Source organism: Streptomyces sp. NPDC020742 (genome assembly GCF_040641675.1).
Lineage (GTDB): Bacteria > Actinomycetota > Actinomycetes > Streptomycetales > Streptomycetaceae > Streptomyces.
On record NZ_JBFAEA010000014.1, the window covers coordinates 12,297 to 31,715 of the forward strand.

Here is a 19,419-nt window from a genome sequence, read left to right on the forward strand (position 1 = left end):
TAGAGGGCCATCACTTCGGGGCCACGGCACGCTCGCGAGGCGTCAGCGTACCGTCCAATTCGACGGCCGCCCCACCCGCCCCGAGACTTGACGCTTAACAGTAGGATCAACGCCTGGTTCGGGCCAAGGACTTGGCTCGGGGGGACCGTCGAATCCAACGGGGGCGGTCCGAGACTGCGAGATGCATGAAGGACTGATGCCTCGGTGAGCGTTGTCATCGTCAAGCGCCCGCCCCGCGCGCTGCCACCCGAAGTCCCCTCCGAGGAGGTGACACTTGAGGCTCCTCCCGAGCTTCCCCGCGAAGGGGAGCAGGAGAACCTCTTCATGACGTTTATGCCCATGATGGGCATGGCGTCTTCGGCGGGATTCCTCTTCATGGGCAACCAGCCGTTCATGAAAATCATGGGTGGCTTTATGGTGGCGTCCACCCTCGCAATGGCGATCATGCAGATCGTCAAGGCGCGGCAAGGCCCTTCCGGACAAATGCTCCAGGAGCGCCAGGATTACCTCAAGTACCTGACGCAGAAGCGGAAAGAAGTTCGGCGCACCGCGCGTAAGCAGCGGGATGCACAGCTTTTCACCCACCCCGATCCGAGTCAGCTCTGGTCCGTCGTGGCCGAGGGCAAGCGCGTATGGGAACGCCGGGCGTCCGACCCCGACTTCGGACAGGTACGACTGGGGCTCGGCCCGCAGCAGTTGGCCACCCCGCTGAGGGCTCCGGAGACCGCTCCGGTCGACGAGCTGGAACCGCTCACCGCGCATGCGATGAAGGAGTTCCTCGACAAGCACGGGCAGTTGGACGACCTGCCGCTCGCGGTCTCGCTGCGCGCCTTCTACCACCTGACGGTCTCCGGTGACCCGGACACCGTCTACGGCGCCTCCCGCGCCATCGTCGCCCAACTGTGCACCCTGCACTCCCCCGAGGACCTGGTGGTCGCCGTCGTCGCCGCACCCGGTGCGCAGGCGGAGTGGGAGTGGACGAAGTGGCTGCCGCAGGTGCAGGACAAGTCCACCGACGGCGCCGGCACCCGCCGGCTGGTCGTCGGTGACCTCGGTGAGATCGAGGAGCTGCTCGCCGAGGAGTTGGAGGGCCGCGGGCGGTTCAACCCGCAGGGCACCCCGGTCACCGACACCCCCCATGTGCTGGTCGTGCTCGACGGCGGCGAGGTGCCGATGGACTCGGTGATCGCCGGGGCCGAGGGCCTGCAGGGCGTCACCATCCTCGAAGTGGTGCCGGGCGACCTGGACGAGATCCGCGGCGGTCTGGCCGTGCAGGTGTGGCCGGGCAAGCTGGTGCTGGAGTCGGCCAGCGGCGCGGTCTACCACGGTGTCTGCGACACCCTGTCGATCGCCGAGTCGGAGGCGCTGGCGCGTCAGCTGGCCCCGCTGCGGGCGGGCGCGGGTGCCGACGGCGAGGATCCGCTGCTGTCCTCCATGGACTTCACCGACCTGCTCAACATCGGCGACGCCGGTGCCCTGGACGTGTCGCGTACCTGGCGGCCCCGGACGCTGTCCGAGCGGCTGCGGGTACCGATCGGTGTCGACAAGGACGGCCAGCCCGTCATGCTCGACATCAAGGAAGCCTCACAGCAGGGCATGGGCCCGCACGGCCTGTGCGTCGGTGCGACCGGTTCCGGTAAGTCCGAGGTGCTGCGCACCCTGGTGCTCGCCCTGGCGGTCACCCACTCGTCCGAGACGCTGAACTTCATCCTCGCGGACTTCAAGGGTGGCGCCACCTTCACCGGCATGTCGGAGATGCCGCACGTCGCTGCGGTCATCACCAACCTCGGTGAGGACGTCACGCTGATCGACCGCATGCGCGACTCGATCACCGGTGAACTCCAGCGCCGTCAGGAGCTGCTGCGCTCCGCGGGCAACTACGCCAACATCACCGACTACGAGAAGGCGCGTGCCGCGGGTGCCCCGCTGGACCCGCTGCCGTCCCTGGTGATGATCATCGATGAGTTCTCCGAGCTGCTCGCCGCCAAGCCCGACTTCATCGAGATGTTCATCCAGATCGGCCGGATCGGCCGTTCGATGGGTGTGCACATGCTGCTCGCCTCGCAGCGGCTGGAAGAGGGCAAGCTGCGCGGCCTGGACACCTTCCTGTCCTACCGGCTGGGTCTGCGGACGTTCTCCGCGGCCGAGTCGCGGACCGCGATCGGTGTGCCGGACGCCTACCACCTGCCGAACGTCCCCGGCTCCGGCATCCTGAAGTACGACACCGAGACGATGGTGCAGTTCAAGGCCGCATACGTCTCCGGTACCTACCGCGGTCCGGGCGGCGGCGGCCGCAGCGGCCCCGGCGGCCGCTCGACGCGGATGCCGGTGCCGTTCACCGCGGCCCCGGTCGTCGAGCAGATCATCGAGGAGCCGGTAGCCGTCGAGGCGGGCGAGCCGGAGATCGACGACGCGCTCGCCGACACCGTGCTGGACGTGATGGTGCAGCGGATGCAGGGCCAAGGCCCGCCGGCGCACCAGGTGTGGCTGCCCCCGCTGGAGGAGGCGCCCACCGTCAACCAGCTGCTGCCGACCCTCGCGGTCACGCCCGAGCGGGGCGTGCACGCGGCGGAGTACACCGCGCTCGGCAAGCTCGTGGTGCCGGTGGCGCTGGTGGACAAGCCGTTCGAGCAGCGGCGTGACGTGATGTACCTGGACTTCTCCGCCGGTGCCGGTCACGGCCTGGTCGTGGGTGGTCCGCAGTCCGGCAAGTCGACCCTGATCCGGTCCACCATCGCCGCGTTCGCGCTCACCCACACCCCGGCCGAAGTGCAGTTCTACTGCCTCGACTTCGGTGGCGGCGGCATGCTGACCATGGAGGACCTGCCGCACGTCGGCGGGGTGGCCTCGCGTCTGGACGCGGAGAAGGTCCGCCGTACGGTCGCCGAGGTCGTCGGCATCCTCAACGCGCGCGAGGAGTTCTTCCGGGCCAACAGCATCGACTCGATCGCGACCTACCGCCAGCGGCGGGCCGCGGGCGCCTTCCCCGGTGAGAAGTGGGGCGACGTCTTCCTGATCATCGATGGCTGGGGCACCTTCAAGACCGACTACGAGCAGATGGACCCGGTGATCCTGGACATCGCCGCCCGTGGTCTCGGTTTCGGTGTCCACCTCATCCTGGGTGCCGCCCGCTACACCGAGGTCCGGCCGGCGCTGCGCGACCAGCTCCTCAACCGTGTGGAGCTGCGCCTGGGTGACCCGATGGAGTCGGAGTTCGACCGCAAGCGCGCGGAGAACGTCCCGATGGGCAAGCCCGGCCGCGGTCTGTCGCCCGAGAAGCTCGACTTCCTCTCGGCGCTGCCGCGCCTGGACGGCATGAGCGACCCGGAGACGGTCAGCGACGGCATCGCCAACCTGGTGTCGACGGTGAAGGAGCACTGGCAGGGCGAGCCCGCCCCGAAGGTGCGGATGCTGCCGACGATGCTGCACGTCAACGAGCTGCCCAAGGGCAACGACTACCCGGAGCACGGGATCGCGATCGGTGTCGACGAGACCACGCTGTCGCCGGCGTTCATCGACTTCGAGACCGACCCGCTGCTGGTCATCTACGGCGAGAGCGAGTCGGGCAAGTCGTCGCTGCTGCGCCTGCTGACCAAGCAGATCGCCGAGCGGTACCCGTCCGACAAGGCGCTGATGGTGGTCTCCGACTACCGGCGCGCGCTGCTCGGCGAGGTCCCCGAGAGCCACCTGTACAAGTACTGCGCCGCGGGCCCGCAGTTGCAGGAGGTCATCAGCGGTCTGGCCGGTTCGCTGGGCCGACGGATGCCCGGACCGGACGTCACGCCGGAGCAGCTGCGCAACCGCAGCTGGTACGACCTGCCGGACGCGTTCGTGATCGTGGACGACTACGACCTGGTGGCCACCAGCAGCGGCAACCCGCTCCAGCCGCTGCTGGAGTACCTGCCGTTCGCCCGTGACCTGGGTCTGCGCCTGATCATCGCGCGCAGCTCGTCGGGTGCCGGACGGTCGTCGTTCGAGCCGGTGATGCAGCGTACGAAGGAGCTGGGCGCGCAGGGTCTGATCCTGTCCGCCGACCCGGCCGAGGGTCCGCTGATGGGCAACATCAAGGGCCAGCAACTGACGCCCGGCCGGGCCACGTTCATCACGCGCAAGCGCGGTGCGCAGCTGGTCCAGACGGGCTGGCTGCCGGCCCACGGTCAGTAAGCAACGGCCGCACACCACAACGGCGGTGGGGCGTCCCTCGTGAGAGGGGCGCCCCACCGCCGTTTCGTCTCGCGTGGGGGCCTGGCGTGCGCCGGGGCCGGGGGGGGCGGCTCGCGCCCGTGACGGCTGCCGGGCGGACGGCCCGCGGCCACGTCAGCTCCGTCAGCTCCGTCAGCCGAAGGCTCCGTGCCGGCCGGGGTTCGGGCCGGCCGGCCCGGCGTCCTCCTCCGGCTTCGCCGCGTCCGCGCCCCGGCTCGGTTTCGTGGCGGTGCCGGCCTTCTCGGCGCTCCCCGCCTTCCCGGCGCTCGCCGTCGCCTCGCCGCCACCCGGCTTCCCCGCGCTCCCGGAGTTCGCCGGCTTCGCGGCCGTGGCCTTCGGGTCGCGCTCGTCCCCCGGCGCCGGCTGCGGGCTGGCCGGCTGGGTCCGTACGCCCTTGGCGAGGCCCTCGCCGCCCCGCGGCCGGCCCTCGCGGGCCTCGGCCGGGCCGAACGGGTCGGGCCCCTGGGCGGCCGTGGAGGTGTCCCATTGATGCCGTACGAGCGGCCCCTGGCCCCGGCCGCCGCCCTGGCCGCCCCGCTTGCCGAATGCGCCGCCCAGCCCGTTGGCGAGCTGGCCGAGCGCCATGAAGCCGTAGGCCATCTCACTACCGGACGACGACTGACCGCTGCCGCCCTGGTTCTGCACCGGAGGCGCACCGTGTTCCTGGCCGTCCCCGTTGTCGTCGGGTTTCGCGGCGGCGGTCTCCAGGTCCGCCGCGGCCAGTTCGAAGACCGGCAGCGAGTCGTCGACGGACCGCTTGAGCCGGTGCCACTCCGCGGCGAACGCCTCGCCCGCCGGGCCGTGCCAGTTGGCCGCTGCCGCCGCGCCGACGTGCCGGTCCAGCTCACGGACCAGGCCGTCGAGGTGCTTGCCCATCTCCCGCCAGCCGGCCGCCGCTTCGTGCAGTGCCTCGGGGTTGCGTCGCTCGCTCACTTGACGCTCCGCATCGTCTCGACCAGCTCGTCCTCGGTCGCCCGTGCGTTGGCGACGGTCTCCTTGATGCCGGTGCCGACCTCGGCGAGCCGCTGTTGCAGCTGCACGAGGGCGTGCTCGGCCTGCTCGTACAGCTCGCGGAACGGCCGGGCCGCCTCGCCGGCCGCCTCATCGCCGCCGAATCCGTCCCGCAGGGCCTCGGCATCCGCCCGCCGTCTGAATGCGGCCAGCTGCCGGCTCAGTTCTTCTGCGCGCATCTCGAAGGTCGCACCGAGTGTGTGCAACTCCTCCGTACTGAGCCGGACTTCGTCGGACATCATTTCTCCCCGAATTGAATGACAGCTGCCTGCCAACATCGCCCCAGGTCTAGCACACCCGCAATAGCCGCGATGCCATCCGTCGAACGGCGGGCGGACGGAGCGCGGAATGCATACGGAGCAATATGCGGCAATACCGACAACCCCCGCCTTGACGACCTGTTCTCAACCGTCATTAGACTCTGGACGCCGGTGCGGCACATGCGGTTGCCGCGCCACGACGTTCAAGGGGGCAGGGATGAGCAACGAGCGACAGATCCAGGACGAGGACCTGATGGACGTCGCCGCAGATCCGGAGCAGGCGCACCGGCTGCGTAAGGCGCTGAAGGTCCTGGCGGACAATCCCAACGTCGGCGGCAAGCTGCAGGAGATGGCCCAGGAGGTGCTCTCCGGGCGCATCGGCATGAAGGACGCCATCCAGACGCCGGGCTACATGGATGCCCTCGGTGACCGGCTCTCCGAGATGCGACGGGCCGCGGAGGACCAGACGCTGGCCGAGCGCGAGGAGTCCCGCGCGAAGTTCGCCCAGTGGCAGCGGGAGCAGGAAGCCAAGGAGGACGAGGAGCGCGCCGAGCGCGACGGCCCGACCGGCAATATCGTCACCGCCCCGCGTCGCGGCGCCCGCGGCCACCGCAACTGAACCGGGCGGACACCGCCGGAGCCGACCCCTGAGGCGGCCCCGCATTCCGTTGCCGCATACACGCGTCGGATTCGGGCTGCCGAATTGGATGCCGCAAACAGTTGCCACATACGGTGGCCGCAACTGATCATGGTGATGCCGCTGATCCCTCGCCCCTTACCATGCGGCCGAGGGGCTCCCTCAGCCCGATGGGAGCGATGCAGCGAATACAGCCGGTACTGCCGTTACGGAGGAAAGCAGTTCGACGTCCGGAGAATCCGGGCAGACCTGCTCCATTTCCTCACGGGGAGATCTTGTAATCTCCACAACGGTCACGACAGGACCACAGCAACAGGCACCGGGACACCCCACGCCGAGCGCGCCCCGCGCGCACGGCGTAATCCCCCACACCCGCCCCGGCCTACCTGTTCCCGTTCCGGAACAGCCGCTCCGCGTCATCCCGCGCGGGCGGCCCGGACCATAGGATCGAACCGATACGCGCAGAATCCACGAGGGTGGAGGGCGGGATTGATGGGGGACGAAGAATCCGTGAACGCCGCAGTTGGAGGAGACACCCGGGCGGCCGGATACGCACCGCATCCGTACGTCGGCGGGCGCACCCCCGTACTCCGCGCTCTCGCGGCCTGGCGCATGCGGTGGCCCGGTGCACCGCGCGTCATCGTGCTCACCGGCGATCCGGGCAGCGGTCGTTCCCGCCTGATCACCGGCTTCCTGATGCTGTGCGATCCCGCCCACCGCAGGAAGCTGCCGCTGGACGATCTGGACCCGGCGACGGTGCCCCCCGACCTGCCGGCCCCCGCCGTCCCGAACCCGACGGGACGTACCGCGGCGCAGGTGCTCTGGCTCCTCGCGGACCAGGTCGGGCTGCGCGCCGGCCGCAGCGCGGACGTCCTCACCGAACTCGCCGCGCACGAGGAGCCGGTGACGGTCGTGGTGCCGGACGTCGACCGGGCCGGGCCGGTCCGCGCGGCGAACGAACCAGCACGCCTGATACGGGACGTGCTCAAGCCGCTCGCCGCCCTGGAGACCGTGCACCTGCTCGCCGATGTGCCCCGCGCGCTGGCCGGGGAGCTGGCCGAGGCGCTGCCCGCCGGCCAGGTACAGATCATCGACCTCGACGCACCCGAGTGGGCCGACCCCAAGGGCCTGGTGCGGTACGCCGAGAGCGCCCTCGATGCCGCCACCGGGGCGCCGGACCTCCCGTACACCACCGACCCGACCGCCCGCCGGGAGCTCGCCGGGTCGATGGCTGCCCGCGCCGAGGGCAGCCGGCTGACCGTTCAGCTCGCCGTGCAGTCGCTGCTCATGCAGCCCGACGGCTTCGATCCCGGGGACCCCGCGCAGTTGCCCGCGAACGTGGGCGAGGCGCTCGATCTGCACGCCCGTCGGACGGGCGCCGATCCGCAGACCCTCCGGCTGATGCTGGCGCCGCTCGCGTTCGCCGAGGGCGAGGGCCTTCCGGTCCAGCTGCTGGAGCCGCTGGCGACCGCCCTCGCGGGGCGCGATATGAGCCGGGACCTCGCGGACGGGATGCTGCTGGCGGCACCGTTCGTCGAGCCGGTGGAGGCCGGCGGTGGTTCGCCCGAGGGCGGGGCCGGGGGCGGGAACGACTCCGTTTCCGGCTCTCCTACCGGCCCTCCTGCCGGCTCCACTCACGCCACTGACTCCACTGCGGGCTCCGCTGCCGACTCCACTTCCGTCTCCGCTGCCGGTGGTGGCCGTACGCTGCTGCGCCTGCTGCATCCGGGCATCGCCGAGGAGATCCGTTCCGGGCTCCCGGACGTCCGTGACGCCCAGACCAAGATCGCCATGACGCTGCTGGAGGCGGTGCCCCACCAGGACTGGTCGCAGGCCGACCCCTACATCCGCGACCACCTCGCCGCGCACACCCTCGAAGCCGGCCTGTTGCCCCAACTCCTCACCGACCCGGGCCTGTTCGCGCACGCCGATCCGGTGACGCTGCGGGCCGCCGTCGAGGCCGTACCGCTGGAGCAACTGGGCGCGCCGGCCCGTACGTATCTGCGCACCGCTCCCCTGTTCACCCGGACCGACGCGCCGGCCGACGTGCGGGCGGCGCTCCTGGAGTCCGCGTTCGTCGAGGACGGGTTGGTGCCGTACGCGGAGGCGCTGCACAAGCTCGGCTTCGCCCTTCCCTGGCGGACGCTGTGGAGCGTGCCGCTGACCGGGGTCCGCGCGGTGACGACCGGGGCCGCGCCCGTGGCCGGAGCCCCTGGCGCTACGGACGGCGGCACCCCGGCCCACCGCGCCGTCGCCGCCTTCGTGGTCCCCGAGGGCACCCCCGGCTCATGGGCGCTGCCCGGCCGCCCGGACGGCGGCGCGCCCGGCGACGGAGACGTGCCGGAGAACGGCGGCGGCGCCGCGGCCGGCGGCCCCGAGGCGGGCGCCCCCGCGGCTGGCGGCGCCCCAGGACAGGGGGAAGCGCCGTCCCATGGCAGCGGGGGGCTGGCCTTCCTCGTCCACGATCTCCGCACCCCGGACTACATCGACATCGACCCGTCGCAGGTGGTGCAGTGCTCGCAGGAGGCACGGGCGACGGCACCCCTCGGCCTCAGCCGTGGCGCCGACCACCTGCGGGTCTGGACCCGGGCGGGACGGGAAGTGGTGGCCGCGCTGGTCTCCGACTCCCCCATCACCGGCGCCGATCTCTCACCGGACGGGGTACTGGTCGTCGCGACCGGACGGGGTGTGACCGCCCGCGAGATCCTCGCGCCCGTGCCCGCCACCACCCCCACCGTGCCGGCCCAGCGCACCGCCACCGCCGACGCGTCCCACGGCCTCGAAGGAGACCACTCGTGATCACCCAGGCGCAGGCACACGCCACCGCCGCCCGCTGGCTCAACCCCGAAGGGCATCAGGGCCCGCCGCGTGAGGTGGCTATGCAGGAGTTCGACCTCGGCTGGGTGGTGTGGGCCGTACCGCCGCCTCCGGAGGTCGATCCCGCGACCGGGCAGCGCCGCCCGCCCGCCGAGATCGGCACGGCGTGCGGAGTGGTCGACCGGACCACCGGCGAGCTGACGGTCTGGCCGTCCGTGCCGGTCGACGAGGTCGTGCGGATGTACCAGCAGAAGCACGGCGGAGCCGCGCCCACGGCTCCGGCGGAGCCCGCCCCACCGCCGGTGACCGGCCCCGGCAACACGGCCGTCGCCACCTACAACGACCCCACGACCGGGGAGGAGACCAGCCTGGTGAAGGTCTCCGCCCCGGGACGGGCCCCGGTCGAGTACCAGCTCTACGACGAGTTGCAGCGGCTGGGCGTGCCCGCCGCGGACGTCCGCGCGGTCCACACCGACCTGCGGCCGGCGCTGCTGCCCGGCGGCTACCCGGGCGACTTCATCCTCCGTGCGTTCCCGAACGCCGCCTTCTCCTGCACCGAGGGCTACGGCATGCGGCCCGAGGAGCGCGCCGAGGGCGTCGCCGGACTGCTGCGGCACGTCGAGATGATGCACCGGATGGCGGGTCAGCAGCCGCCGCCCCGGCCCCACCGCGTACCGGTGCCGGAGCAGGTGGAGGCCGCACCCCAGGTACGTGATGTGGCGCTGGGCAAGCACCTGGTGGAGGTCCTCGGCCCCGAGGGCATCACCCGCCCGGATGCCGATGACATCGCGGGCACCCAGCTGCCCGAGGCCACCAAGAGCACCCTGGTCTGGGCCGGACTGCCGGCCGCCGTCCCGTACTTCTTCACCGCGGACCGGCCCGCCGCCCCGCCCGCCGGCGGGATGTTCACAGACGTGGCGACCTCCCTGCGCCACACCGGCACCGAGGCCAAGGAACAGACCCTGGCAACCCTCGGCGGCTACGTCCGGCTGGGCACCGACGGCCTCTACACCCTCGCCGTCCAGTGCACCGCCCCCGAGAACAGCCAGAACCTGATCGGCACCATCTGGGCCGTGCAGCCCTCCTCCGGCGGCGGTCGCTTCGTCAACCGCTCCCTCTCGGCGTACCTGCGCTCCCTGGCACTCCTGGTCACCACGCGCCGGCGGATGGAGGGCATGGACCCACGGGCGGCGGGAGCCGCGGTCGCCGCGTTCCAGGAGCAACTCGTCGCCATCGACTCCTGGGCGCTGGACGATGTCGGCAACTGGTGGTCACTGGTGGTCGAGCAGATGTGGCACGGGCTGTTCTGAGGGTTCGGCTCTGACTGTTCGGATCTGGCGGATCGGATCTGACGGTTTGGATCTGACGGCTCGGATCTGGCGGATTGGATCTGGCGGCTCGGATTTGGCGGCTCGGTTCTGCCGGCTCGTTCTGAGGTTCAGTTCTGACGGCTCGGTTCTGACGACCGGGCCCTGGCCCGATCGGTTCCGATGTCGTGGCTCCGGCGGATCGGTCCCGACGTCGTGGTCCTGGCGTACCACTTCCGAGGGCAGTGGGGTACGCCAGGAACGGCGGCGGGTGCACGGCCTACGAGGGCGGGGCAGCGGCTGATGGTGAGCCGACCGCCCCGCCCTTCGTCGCCATCCGACCTGCACCACCGTCGCGCCGGGCGTGTAGGAAGCAGCCACACAGTTGGCCCCAAGAGGCCGCCGGCCATGGGCTGTCGGTCGTTGGCGATGTGGCGCCGTTGGTGCGGCTGGCCGTTGGCGCCGTTGGCGGTTGCCGCCGTTGGCCGTTGCCCCTCAGGAAGCTCTCGACCGGTCAGGACGCCACTCGGCTGCTGGCGAGGGCGCTCGGCCGGTCAGGGCAACAGCAGCCAGTCGGCGGCCAGCGCCGCAGCGAGCCCGAACCCGAGCAACCAGGTACCAAGCCGCGTACGACCATGCCGGCTGAGCTCGATCACCACACCACAGAGCACCAGCGCCGCCCCGTACACCCCGACGACCAGTACGGACGTACGCGAGGCCAGCCGCACCACCAGCACCACCGCCATCGCGGCCATCAACACCGAGGCCAGGACGACACGTATTCGCCTTGCCTGGCGAGGCGTCAGCCCAGCACGTCCCCGGACGTCTTCCGACTCGTCCTCGTCGAATCCCTCGTCAATCTCGCCGACCTCGTCGCCCCCGCGGTCCCCATCGAACCCGCGGCCCCCGTTTACTTCATCGACCCCATGGACCCCATCGGCTCCGTCGACTCCGTGGGCTCCGTCGGCTCCGTGGGCTCCGTCGGCTCCGTGGGCTCCGTGGGCTCCGTCGGCTCCATGGGCTCCGTCGGCTCCGGCATGCTCACCGTCCTCGCCGTCCGGGCCTCCCCGGCCATCGAGCGCGTCCTTCCCGTCCCCCTGGCCCCGGCCCTCCCGGTCGCGACCACCAGGTCCACCAGGTCCACCAGTCCCACCGGGCTCATCACGCGCTCCCTCCGCCCCATGGCCGCCACGCGCCAAGTCCTCAGCTCCCTCCGGCCCTTCGGCGCGGGCTCGGTCCTGCCCGGGCCCTTGGCTCTCGGCGAGCTGCGGACTCTCGTCACGCCTTGAGCTCTCGCCACACCCGCGGCGCTCCTCGCGCGCGTCATCCACTCCGCTTACTGCGTCGCCTACCTCACCAGGCAGCACCTTGGCTCGCGCCCCGCCAAGTGCCTTGTCACGCGCTTCTTCATGTGCTGCTCCATCGCCAGGTTCGCCCATGAGCGGGAATGCTACGGGACCGTTGATCACCTGCGTCTTCCACTACTCCGCTGAACGACCGGCCCGAATTCCCCCATCCCAAACCCCGAACGGAGCACATCGAGACCCCTCGCACCCAGCTCCCGAATCCATTCCCGATCTCGCCCCCGCCCCTCTCATCCCCACCACATCCAGCACACTTCAGCGCCCACCACCCCGAGCGCCCACCCCACCCGTCAACCCAGAGCCCTCACTCACACGGCTCAATTCCCATGGGTCGCTGTTGACATACCTGTCGATTCTCTCGCCTCACCTACCACCCCTCAGGGCGTCGGCCGTGCCATCCCCGCCCCCACTCCTTGACCAGCAACGCACCAATTTTTCACCAGCGCTTTTGATACCGGCCGGACACCGGCACTGCCATAGCCCTTCACGGCAAGGCAAGATTCGCGAATACCCCCAAAGCTCCAAGCAGGTCAATTCCTCGAAGTTCCCATGACATTGAGCGCATCGGATGCACACGCATCCTCCACACTCGCCCACTGACCGACCTGCGTTCAGATCACCTAATCTGAGACCGTTAGAATCGCGCCAAGAATCTGCGCGACACACGCCAACATCGGGGGCAATGGTGGCAGGCAAGGCTTTTGACGTCGATCCGGATGTACTGCGCAGCCAGGGCAGCGCGTTCGTCCACATCGGCGGCGATTTCTCCAAGGCGTCGAAGAAGCTGCAGGACGACCTCGAAGGTCTCGGCAGCCCTTGGGAGAACTGCGACTTCGGCGACATCTTCGAAACGATCTACACGCCCATCAGGGACGGCATGTTCGAATCGATGGATTCCCTGGGCGAGCGCCTGGAGGGCATCGGCGACAAGCTGCAGAGCATGGCCTCCTCCTACGCCGAATCCGACGAGCAGGGCATCCACACCATCAGCGCGGTCGGCCGCCCGGCCGTCTGACGCCGCGGCCCCTCCCTTTCACTCCACAATCGGCTACAACTGCACGGGGGACGATCACTGTGTCATTGACGCTGCCAAGCGAGGTGGCCTGGGTACTGGATCTGCTGGGCTACAGCTGGCCGGATGCCGACGAGGACAAGCTCCATGAATGTGCCCAGGCCTGGCGCAACTTCGCGGAGTCAGTGAACCAAGCGTCCAACAAGGGCTCTTCGGCAGCAAGTGAGGTCGTCGCGGCCAACTCCGGCGAAGCGGTCGAAGGCTTCACCCATGAATGGGGTTCGTTCTCCGGCAGCGGGGGCGACGGGGACAACTACCTCCGCGATGCCGCAGCCGCAGCCGAAGTCATCGCCGTGGCTTTCGACGCTGCCGCCATCGCCGTTCTCGCCGGCAAGGTCGCGGTCATCGTCCAGCTCGTCATGCTGGCCGCCGAACTCATCGCCGCTCAGGCGGCGGCACCTTTCACCCTGGGCCTTTCCGAACTCGGCGCGGCCGGGGCCACTCAAGCGACCCGCCTGATCGTTCGCCAAATCCTCGACAAGATCAAGCGTGAGGTGATGGAAGCGGCGACCAAGGCCATGGAACACGCCACCATGGACGCCATCAAGAAGATGGCGAAGAAGGCCGTTTCCAAGGAAGCCCGCAAGCTCGCGACGGACTACGTCAAGAAGACGGTCAAGGAGACCGTCAAGGACAAGGTCGTCGACCAGGCGAAGGAAATCGCCAGGGACAAGATCATCGAAGAGGGAAAGAACAAGGCCAAGGAAGCCGCCACGGAGATGGGCCAGAACGTGGCCCAGCAGGGCATCGAGAGCCACTTCGGCGCCCGTGACGGAGTCGACTGGGGCGAAACCGCCGATATCGGCAAGAAGAAGGCCGGCGAATACGTCGATGGGATCAAGGAGGGCGCCCAGAACTACCAGGAGGGCGTCACCAGTCTCGCCGACCCCCGTACCTATATCGACCACGCCAAGCAGGACCTCACCAACCGTGGCCTCGACGCGGCCCAGCGCCATGTCGACCGGCGCACCGGCGGCGCCGCCACCCGCCATCAAGACGTCACCGACGAGGTCCGCTCCGTCTTCGGCTGACCCGCCTCCTGCGCAAAACCTTGGGGCCCACAGTCTGCTGACTGTGGGCCCCAACACCTCTTCGTCTTTTTCCCTGCGCTCGCTGCGGCTCTCTGGCGGCGGCTACCGTCCCGGCGGCTGCGTGGGCGGCGCCGGCGGATACCCACCGGGCCCGCTGGGCTGCTGCTGGTAGGGGTTGTTCGGGTTCGGCGGGTGTGGCACAAAGCCCCCGGGCCCACCAGGTCCCCCCGGACCACCGAAGCCACCGGGGCCGCCCGGCGGCGGACCGTTGCGCCGGTTCTTACGCCGCACGGCCATCACAATGCCGACGATGATCCCGACGATCACGACCACCACGCCGACGAGCATGGCGATGAACAACGGGCTCCAACCCGGCTTCTCCACGGCCTGCGACGATCCGCCGGAGCCCGCAGAGGCAGCCGGATTCTCCGCCGACGGCGAGGAGGAGGCCTTCGGCATCTTCAGCGGACCGTTCTTCGGACCGGCGGGGATGTCACGCTCGAGCGCAGCGAGCGGCTGGATGAAGCCGTAGCCGTACTTCTGGTCGGGGAGCGAAATCCCCTTCTCGGAGGCGGGGAGGCCGGCGGACTTCGTCAGGCGGTTGACAAGCTGTCCCACGGAGAGGTTGGGGAACTTTGACCGCAGCAACGCTGCGGCACCGGAGACCAAAGCTGCAGAGTCGGAAGTACCAGTGCCTTTCTGATACTTGGATGTTCCGCTGTCACCTGCGGATACAATGTCAACAGCGGGCGCGGTGAGCAGCACCGGGGGACCGTAGTTCGAACCGGACCAGACTTCTCCGGTGTTCTGAACTCCACCCACCGTCAAAACGCCAGGATAGCTACCAGGATACTGAATAGCCTCAGGTCCCTTACCTTCATTCCCGGCAGCCGCCACGATCAGAACATTGTGCTTCAAGGCATACGCAATGGCTTCAGGCTCCTGCTCCGAGGAACTGCCGCCCTGCGAGATGTTGATGACGGACGCCCCCTTGTCCACCGCATATCGGATGGATTGGGCAAAACCATCTGCGTCGAGGCCTTTGTCGCGTAGCGGCAAGATCTTCGCATCGGGCGCCAGGCCCTTAACGCCAGCCGAACCACCCGGCCCGTGTCCATGACCTGCAATTTCTGAAGCCATCGACGTACCGTGAGTATCGGTACCTTCAGGTTCCGCAGAGCCTCCGTCGATGAAATCCTTTCCTGGCAGGACGTTGCCCTTCAGGTCCGGGTGTTGGGACTGCACCCCGTCGTCGATGACTGCGACGGTGACACCCTTTCCCGTAGAAATCTTCCAGATCTCATCGGCCTTGAACGCCTTCAGAGGCCATTGCGCATCTCTAATCTGGTCTGCCGATGCAACCGGCGCGATGCCGAAGAGCAGCGCTCCCGCCACAACCGCGCCGCCGACCGCACGCAGCGTCCGCGTGAAGCTCATGCTGTACACCTCTCCTAACAGGACGGGGCCCTCAGTCCTAACGCCTCGGGCCCCGTCTTGTTACTGCCGAATTGCTGACGACAGGTTCCTACTCAACGACCTTCGGGGCAACGTTACGCTCCGACGCCCAGGTCTCCTCGTCCTCCACCAGGTAGTCGGGGCGCTCGCCGTTCTGCCCCTTTTTGTCCTTACCCTTGGAACCGTGCACGCCGTGCGCACCTGGCATACCGGCAGGACGACGACCACCGGAACCGGCACCCGCCTGGGCTCCACCGCGGCTGCGGTGCAGACCGGAACCACCCTGTCCGGCACTTCCGGCCTTGCCTCCGCCCGAGCCGATGACACCGCCCTTCTGGCGAGCCAACGCCCCGCCACGGCCGGCAGTACCGGCGCCCTTGGCGCCTCCGCCCTTGGCTCCCGCGGCGCCGGCCATTCCGGGCATACCGGCACGGCCGCCCCCACGGGCACCTGCACCGGCGCCTGCCCCACCGGCACCGGCGGCTCCGCCGCCGATCATGCCGCCGGCCGCTCCACCGGGCCCCATGCCACTGCTGCCGCCCAGGGCTCCGGAGCCACCGGCGCCACCACCGATGCCGGCGCCGATACCACCACCGGCGCCGTTCAGCCCACCGCCGGCGCCACCGCCCACACCACCGGCGCCGCCACCGGGCGGGTTGAAGCCGTCAAGTCCGGTGTTCACGCCCGGAGTGAACGATCCCTTGGCGGGCTGAGGGCAGCCAATACCACCGCTGATTCCCGGCGTCTTCGGTGCTTTGATCCCTCCGGCAGAGGAACCTGGCCCCTTGCCCATGCCTGCGATGGACGGGGACCCCACCTTGTGCGTCCCGGACGACCCCGACGGCATCGGCATCGCGATCGCCGGCGGCGGGTCACCTCCGGGCGGGCCCGGATAGTCGCTGGAGTCATCCCGGCGTACCCGTGTCTTCCACGTGCCCATCGCCTTAGCCTGAGACGCGTAGGCCGCCCCAAGCTGCTCCATCTTCACGGCCATGCGCAGCTGCTGCTCTTTACCCGCGGACAGGCTGTCCGCATTCCGGTCCAGCGCCTCCTGCGTGCTCACATGCCCGCTCTTCAGGTCGTTCTTCAAACCTGAAGCATCCCGGCTACCGCCGTCCTCGACCCAGTTGACGAAGCTGTTGCCCCCACTGGGCTTCTCCATCGACTCGATCTCGGGCTTGAGCTGCTCGAGGATGGTCGCGGCGCTCTTCATCGCCTTCGAGGTGTAATCGGCGTACTGGGCACCGTCATAAATCTTCTTGCTGATCTTGTTCGCTTGTTCCTTGAACTTGTCTGCCGAGTCGCCGTGCCAGTGCTGAAGCACCTCGTTCACCGCGGCATCGAATGCACCCTTGACCCCACCGCCGCTACCACCCACGAGCTGGGTGTGTACGTCGCTCCAGCCCCGTGCCACGTTGTGGACCTCGGTCGGGTTGGACGCTTTCACCATGTGCTGCATGGTGTCCATGTCCATCTCGGCGAAGTTCGTTTCATGCTCGGCGCTCTCGCAAATCGTCGCCGGCATGTACTCATACTCGTACTCGGCCTTACCGCCCATGGTTCGCTCCCCCTCTACTCTCCATGCTGACCTCAAGCTCCCGAATGACCGACTCCATGTCAGCTACCCGACATGTTCGTGGCCGTCTCGGCTTCCTGGTTCTGGTAGTTGCCGTGCACCTTGCGCGTCTTGGTACCGAACTCGTCCGTGACGTCGTGGAGATGCTGAACGATCTCCTCGATGTGGCGCTTCATGTCCGTGTGGGCGTTGGTCAGCTTCCGGGCCTCGAGGAACGATGCGCCCGGAGCGTCGGCGCCCAGGGCGCTTGCCGGCAGCGAGGTCTTGTACCGGGTGTCGGCGTTCGCGTTCCCGAGGTCCTTCAGGATGCCGTTGAGCTTCCTGATGGTGTCCTCGAGAGCACTCAGGTCTACCCGATATTGCTCAGCCATGGATTGACTCCCCGTGTGAATTGAGACCAGTCTTCCGCCGCCAGTCACGGAGTGCGACCGAGCAGCCGACCACCGTACCGACGGCGAGAATTCCGCCGGCAACAATGTAGATGGAGATCCGAGCACGCCGCTCCTCGGGGCTTTCCCCGAGCGTGATGGCGACCGGACGGATGTCGGAGCCGTCGGCAACGGAGGGCTTGTCGGGCTGCGGCGGCTTCGTGGGCATGGTGTCGTCGTTGAGGGCGGCGACCGGATCCACGACGCCCCAGCCGATAAAGTCGTCCCGGCCCCTCTTGACCCGCTCTGCGGTCTGTTCGAGGTGCCAGATGAGCTGCTGCGGCTTCCAGTTCGGGTGCTTGGCCTTGAGCAGGGCGGCGGCTCCGGCCGCGTACGGCGCTGCGAAGCTGGTGCCCTGGTCCACGCAGTTACCGCCGTCGGGGACCGTGGAGACCATCTCGACACCGGGGGCAGCGATGTTCACGAACTTGCCGGACTGCGAGAAGGGCGCGCGCTCGTTGTTGCGGTCCGAGGCGGCCACCGCCATCACATTGGGGTATTTCTCCGAGTAGGCGGCGGGGTACATGTTCTTCTCGCCGCCGTCGGCCCCTCCGTTACCGGCAGAGGCGACGATGAGAACGCCCTGCCGATTCGCCTTGGCGATCGCCGCCTCGAGGGGGAACAGCCGGGAAGGGCTGGCATCGGTGCCCTGGGAGATGTTGATGATCTGCACATCCGCGTCAACGGCCTTGTTGATGGCGGCTGCGAGCGTCTTGGAATCGCCGGCCTTCTCCTGCGACGTCTGCTGGAACGGGATGACCTTGGCCTGGGGGGCGATTCCGTAGAAGCCGGATCGGGAAATGCGCTGGGCGGCGATGATGCCCGCGACCTTGGTGCCGTGGCCGACCTTGTCGTCGGTCGCCTTGCCGTCCTTGATGAGGGTCGCGCCGCCGCTGCCGATCGCCGGCTTGAGCTGCTCGTTGCCCGCGTCGATTCCGGTGTCGATCACGGCGACCCTGATGCCCTGGCCCTGCTGACCGTGGGGCCAGAGCTGACTGGTCAGCAGGCGCTGCAGCGACCAGGGGGTCTCTTTGATGTAGTCGGTGCCGAATTTGCACTCACCGCTCTGGAGCGGCACGTTCTCGGCCGCGACCGCCGGCGCGGCCGCGGTGCCCGACAGGCCGACGATGCACGCCGTCGTAACCAGCGCACCCGCCGCACGGCGACGGTGCCCGGCTCGATGACCAATGGCGCGAGATCCCACGGGTTGTCTGCTCTCCATGTGTGGCGAAGGTGCGGGGCGAGGGGAGGGAGGGGGGAGGAAATGCGGAAGAACGAGGGGCAAAGCGGTGTGGACGGCAGAAGGGCGAGCGCACTGATGCAGCGCGCTCGCCCTCATTGACCACTGTGCGAGCCGTGGGGGCTGCTCAGCCGATCGCCATCCGTAGCATTTCTGACGCTTGGTCAGCCCGCCCAGATGCCGGCGTTCTTGTGCTCGGTGGACTGGTAGTTCTGGGCCGCGGTGTCCAGAGCCTTGGCGATGGCCTCCAGCGTGGAGTGCAGGGAGGCGGCGCGCTGGTCCCACTCGCGCTGGCGGGCCTGGTAGCCCTCCTGCGCCGCACCTTCCCAGGTGGCGGCGATCTTCTTGACGCCGGCCTCGAGGTCGTCGAGCTGCTGACGGATGTTGTTGGCCGTCTGACGCACGTCGGAGCTGGCCTGCTGGATCGTCGCGAAATTGACGAGGATCTGGCCTGACATGGTGTCTCCTCAGGAGTTGATGAGCGAGGTCGATTCACATGCCGCAGCGGGCCGACGACAATGGCCGACGGGCCCGCAATGCGGCGACTGGGCCGTGCGCCGCGGTCAGCGACGCGGCCCCATCATCCGAACGGGGAAGCCGAGGCGGAGATGTGCGAGATCGACTGCGCCTGCTCGTCCTCGGAGGCGGAGTAGTTCTTGGTGGTCTGGTCGATCGCTTCCTTGATCTCAGCCAGAAGCTGATTGATCCGGGTAGCGTCTTCGTTCACCTTGGACTGGAGCTGGTTGTACGAGCTGGCCGCAGCACCCTTCCAGCCAGAGGTGATGGTGTCGACAACCGTATTCAGGCGGGAGATCTCGCCCTGGATCGACTGATTGACCGAGGAGATCTTGCCGCTGAACGCGACCATCTCCTCCTCGGTGGTTGTGTACTGCTGACCAGCCATAGTCAACGTCCCCCATGAGACTCGTACGTTGTTCCGCGCCATGCCGGCTAGCCGGCTTGCGTGGCAGGCATCTCCTGCTGACGCCCTGGACCACTTTACCCACTCCGCCCGCCC

At 68.8% G+C, this 19,419-nt stretch carries 16 protein-coding genes; 7 read left to right on the top strand and 9 right to left on the bottom strand.

Annotated elements, in window-relative coordinates:
• Positions 1 to 204: 204 nt before the first annotated feature.
• Positions 205 to 4,164: a type VII secretion protein EccCa gene (gene eccCa / locus AB0G84_RS22930; protein ID WP_361323707.1), complete on the top strand. Its 3,960-nt coding sequence runs from the start codon at positions 205 to 207 to the stop codon at positions 4,162 to 4,164.
• Between the two features lie 171 nt (positions 4,165 to 4,335).
• On the opposite strand, the gene AB0G84_RS22935 is transcribed toward eccCa, so the two are convergent.
• A complete protein-coding gene (locus AB0G84_RS22935; protein ID WP_361323710.1) occupies positions 4,336 to 5,136 on the bottom strand; it encodes a WXG100 family type VII secretion target in 801 nt (266 codons plus the stop codon).
• Positions 5,133 to 5,453: a hypothetical protein gene (locus AB0G84_RS22940; protein WP_361323713.1), complete on the bottom strand. Its 321-nt coding sequence runs from the start codon at positions 5,451 to 5,453 to the stop codon at positions 5,133 to 5,135. The genes AB0G84_RS22935 and AB0G84_RS22940 overlap by 4 nt, the downstream gene beginning before the upstream one ends.
• A gap of 238 nt (positions 5,454 to 5,691) precedes the next feature.
• On the opposite strand from AB0G84_RS22940, the gene AB0G84_RS22945 reads away from it, so the two are divergent.
• The 3 genes from AB0G84_RS22945 (at position 5,692) to AB0G84_RS22955 (ending at position 10,238) form a co-directional block, all read left to right on the top strand.
• Positions 5,692 to 6,093 carry a hypothetical protein gene (locus tag AB0G84_RS22945; RefSeq protein ID WP_361323716.1) on the top strand — a complete coding sequence of 134 codons (402 nt, stop codon included), beginning with the start codon at positions 5,692 to 5,694 and terminating at the stop codon, positions 6,091 to 6,093.
• Between the two features lie 528 nt (positions 6,094 to 6,621).
• On the top strand, positions 6,622 to 8,910 hold the full coding sequence (locus tag AB0G84_RS22950; protein WP_361323719.1) for an ATP-binding protein: 2,289 nt from the start codon (positions 6,622 to 6,624) through the stop codon (positions 8,908 to 8,910).
• On the top strand, positions 8,907 to 10,238 hold the full coding sequence (locus AB0G84_RS22955; RefSeq protein WP_361323722.1) for an SUKH-4 family immunity protein: 1,332 nt from the start codon (positions 8,907 to 8,909) through the stop codon (positions 10,236 to 10,238). The genes AB0G84_RS22950 and AB0G84_RS22955 overlap by 4 nt, the downstream gene beginning before the upstream one ends.
• Positions 10,239 to 10,789: 551 nt before the next feature.
• Here the strand turns inward: AB0G84_RS22955 and AB0G84_RS22960 are convergent.
• Entirely contained in the window at positions 10,790 to 10,990 is a 201-nt protein-coding gene (locus AB0G84_RS22960; RefSeq protein WP_361323725.1) for a hypothetical protein, read from the bottom strand.
• 171 nt (positions 10,991 to 11,161) lie between these two features.
• Between AB0G84_RS22960 and AB0G84_RS22965 the strand changes: the two genes are divergently transcribed.
• The 3 genes from AB0G84_RS22965 to AB0G84_RS22975 all read left to right on the top strand — a co-directional run bounded on the left by AB0G84_RS22965 (position 11,162) and on the right by AB0G84_RS22975 (position 13,702).
• On the top strand, positions 11,162 to 11,524 hold the full coding sequence (locus tag AB0G84_RS22965; protein ID WP_361323728.1) for a hypothetical protein: 363 nt from the start codon (positions 11,162 to 11,164) through the stop codon (positions 11,522 to 11,524).
• A gap of 757 nt (positions 11,525 to 12,281) precedes the next feature.
• Entirely contained in the window at positions 12,282 to 12,614 is a 333-nt protein-coding gene (locus tag AB0G84_RS22970) for a hypothetical protein (protein WP_361323730.1), read from the top strand.
• A gap of 59 nt (positions 12,615 to 12,673) precedes the next feature.
• Complete coding sequence (locus tag AB0G84_RS22975; protein WP_361323733.1) at positions 12,674 to 13,702, top strand: PE-PGRS family protein; 1,029 nt, start codon at positions 12,674 to 12,676, stop codon at positions 13,700 to 13,702.
• 102 nt (positions 13,703 to 13,804) lie between these two features.
• Here the strand turns inward: AB0G84_RS22975 and mycP (AB0G84_RS22980) are convergent, their stop codons facing one another.
• The 6 genes from mycP (AB0G84_RS22980) to AB0G84_RS23005 all read right to left on the bottom strand — a co-directional run bounded on the left by mycP (AB0G84_RS22980) (position 13,805) and on the right by AB0G84_RS23005 (position 19,305).
• A complete protein-coding gene (gene mycP / locus AB0G84_RS22980) occupies positions 13,805 to 15,139 on the bottom strand; it encodes a type VII secretion-associated serine protease mycosin (RefSeq protein WP_361323736.1) in 1,335 nt (444 codons plus the stop codon).
• 88 nt (positions 15,140 to 15,227) lie between these two features.
• A complete protein-coding gene (locus AB0G84_RS22985) occupies positions 15,228 to 16,715 on the bottom strand; it encodes a hypothetical protein (RefSeq protein ID WP_361323739.1) in 1,488 nt (495 codons plus the stop codon).
• Between the two features lie 59 nt (positions 16,716 to 16,774).
• A complete protein-coding gene (locus AB0G84_RS22990; protein ID WP_361323741.1) occupies positions 16,775 to 17,104 on the bottom strand; it encodes a hypothetical protein in 330 nt (109 codons plus the stop codon).
• Positions 17,097 to 18,365, bottom strand: a complete 1,269-nt coding sequence (gene mycP, locus AB0G84_RS22995; RefSeq protein ID WP_361323744.1) for a type VII secretion-associated serine protease mycosin — start codon at positions 18,363 to 18,365, stop codon at positions 17,097 to 17,099. Before mycP (AB0G84_RS22995) ends, AB0G84_RS22990 begins: the two co-directional genes overlap by 8 nt.
• A 200-nt stretch (positions 18,366 to 18,565) precedes the next feature.
• Positions 18,566 to 18,859: a WXG100 family type VII secretion target gene (locus AB0G84_RS23000; protein ID WP_361323746.1), complete on the bottom strand. Its 294-nt coding sequence runs from the start codon at positions 18,857 to 18,859 to the stop codon at positions 18,566 to 18,568.
• Between the two features lie 122 nt (positions 18,860 to 18,981).
• On the bottom strand, positions 18,982 to 19,305 hold the full coding sequence (locus tag AB0G84_RS23005; protein WP_361323749.1) for a WXG100 family type VII secretion target: 324 nt from the start codon (positions 19,303 to 19,305) through the stop codon (positions 18,982 to 18,984).
• Positions 19,306 to 19,419: the final 114 nt, after the last annotated feature.

What these genes read in the sequence shown, in the direction of transcription:
- AB0G84_RS22965 (WP_361323728.1), top strand. Translation starts at nt 11,162, where the DNA reads ATGGACCCCATCGGCTCCGTCGACTCCGTGGGCTCCGTCGGCTCCGTG.
- AB0G84_RS23005 (WP_361323749.1), bottom strand. Translation starts at nt 19,305, where the DNA reads ATGGCTGGTCAGCAGTACACAACCACCGAGGAGGAGATGGTCGCGTTC.
- mycP (WP_361323736.1), bottom strand. Translation starts at nt 15,139, where the DNA reads ATGAGCTTCACGCGGACGCTGCGTGCGGTCGGCGGCGCGGTTGTGGCG.
- AB0G84_RS22985 (WP_361323739.1), bottom strand. Translation starts at nt 16,715, where the DNA reads ATGGGCGGTAAGGCCGAGTACGAGTATGAGTACATGCCGGCGACGATT.
- AB0G84_RS22960 (WP_361323725.1), bottom strand. Translation starts at nt 10,990, where the DNA reads ATGGCCGCGATGGCGGTGGTGCTGGTGGTGCGGCTGGCCTCGCGTACG.
- AB0G84_RS22970 (WP_361323730.1), top strand. Translation starts at nt 12,282, where the DNA reads ATGGTGGCAGGCAAGGCTTTTGACGTCGATCCGGATGTACTGCGCAGC.
- AB0G84_RS22940 (WP_361323713.1), bottom strand. Translation starts at nt 5,453, where the DNA reads ATGTCCGACGAAGTCCGGCTCAGTACGGAGGAGTTGCACACACTCGGT.
- AB0G84_RS23000 (WP_361323746.1), bottom strand. Translation starts at nt 18,859, where the DNA reads ATGTCAGGCCAGATCCTCGTCAATTTCGCGACGATCCAGCAGGCCAGC.
- AB0G84_RS22945 (WP_361323716.1), top strand. Translation starts at nt 5,692, where the DNA reads ATGAGCAACGAGCGACAGATCCAGGACGAGGACCTGATGGACGTCGCC.
- AB0G84_RS22990 (WP_361323741.1), bottom strand. Translation starts at nt 17,104, where the DNA reads ATGGCTGAGCAATATCGGGTAGACCTGAGTGCTCTCGAGGACACCATC.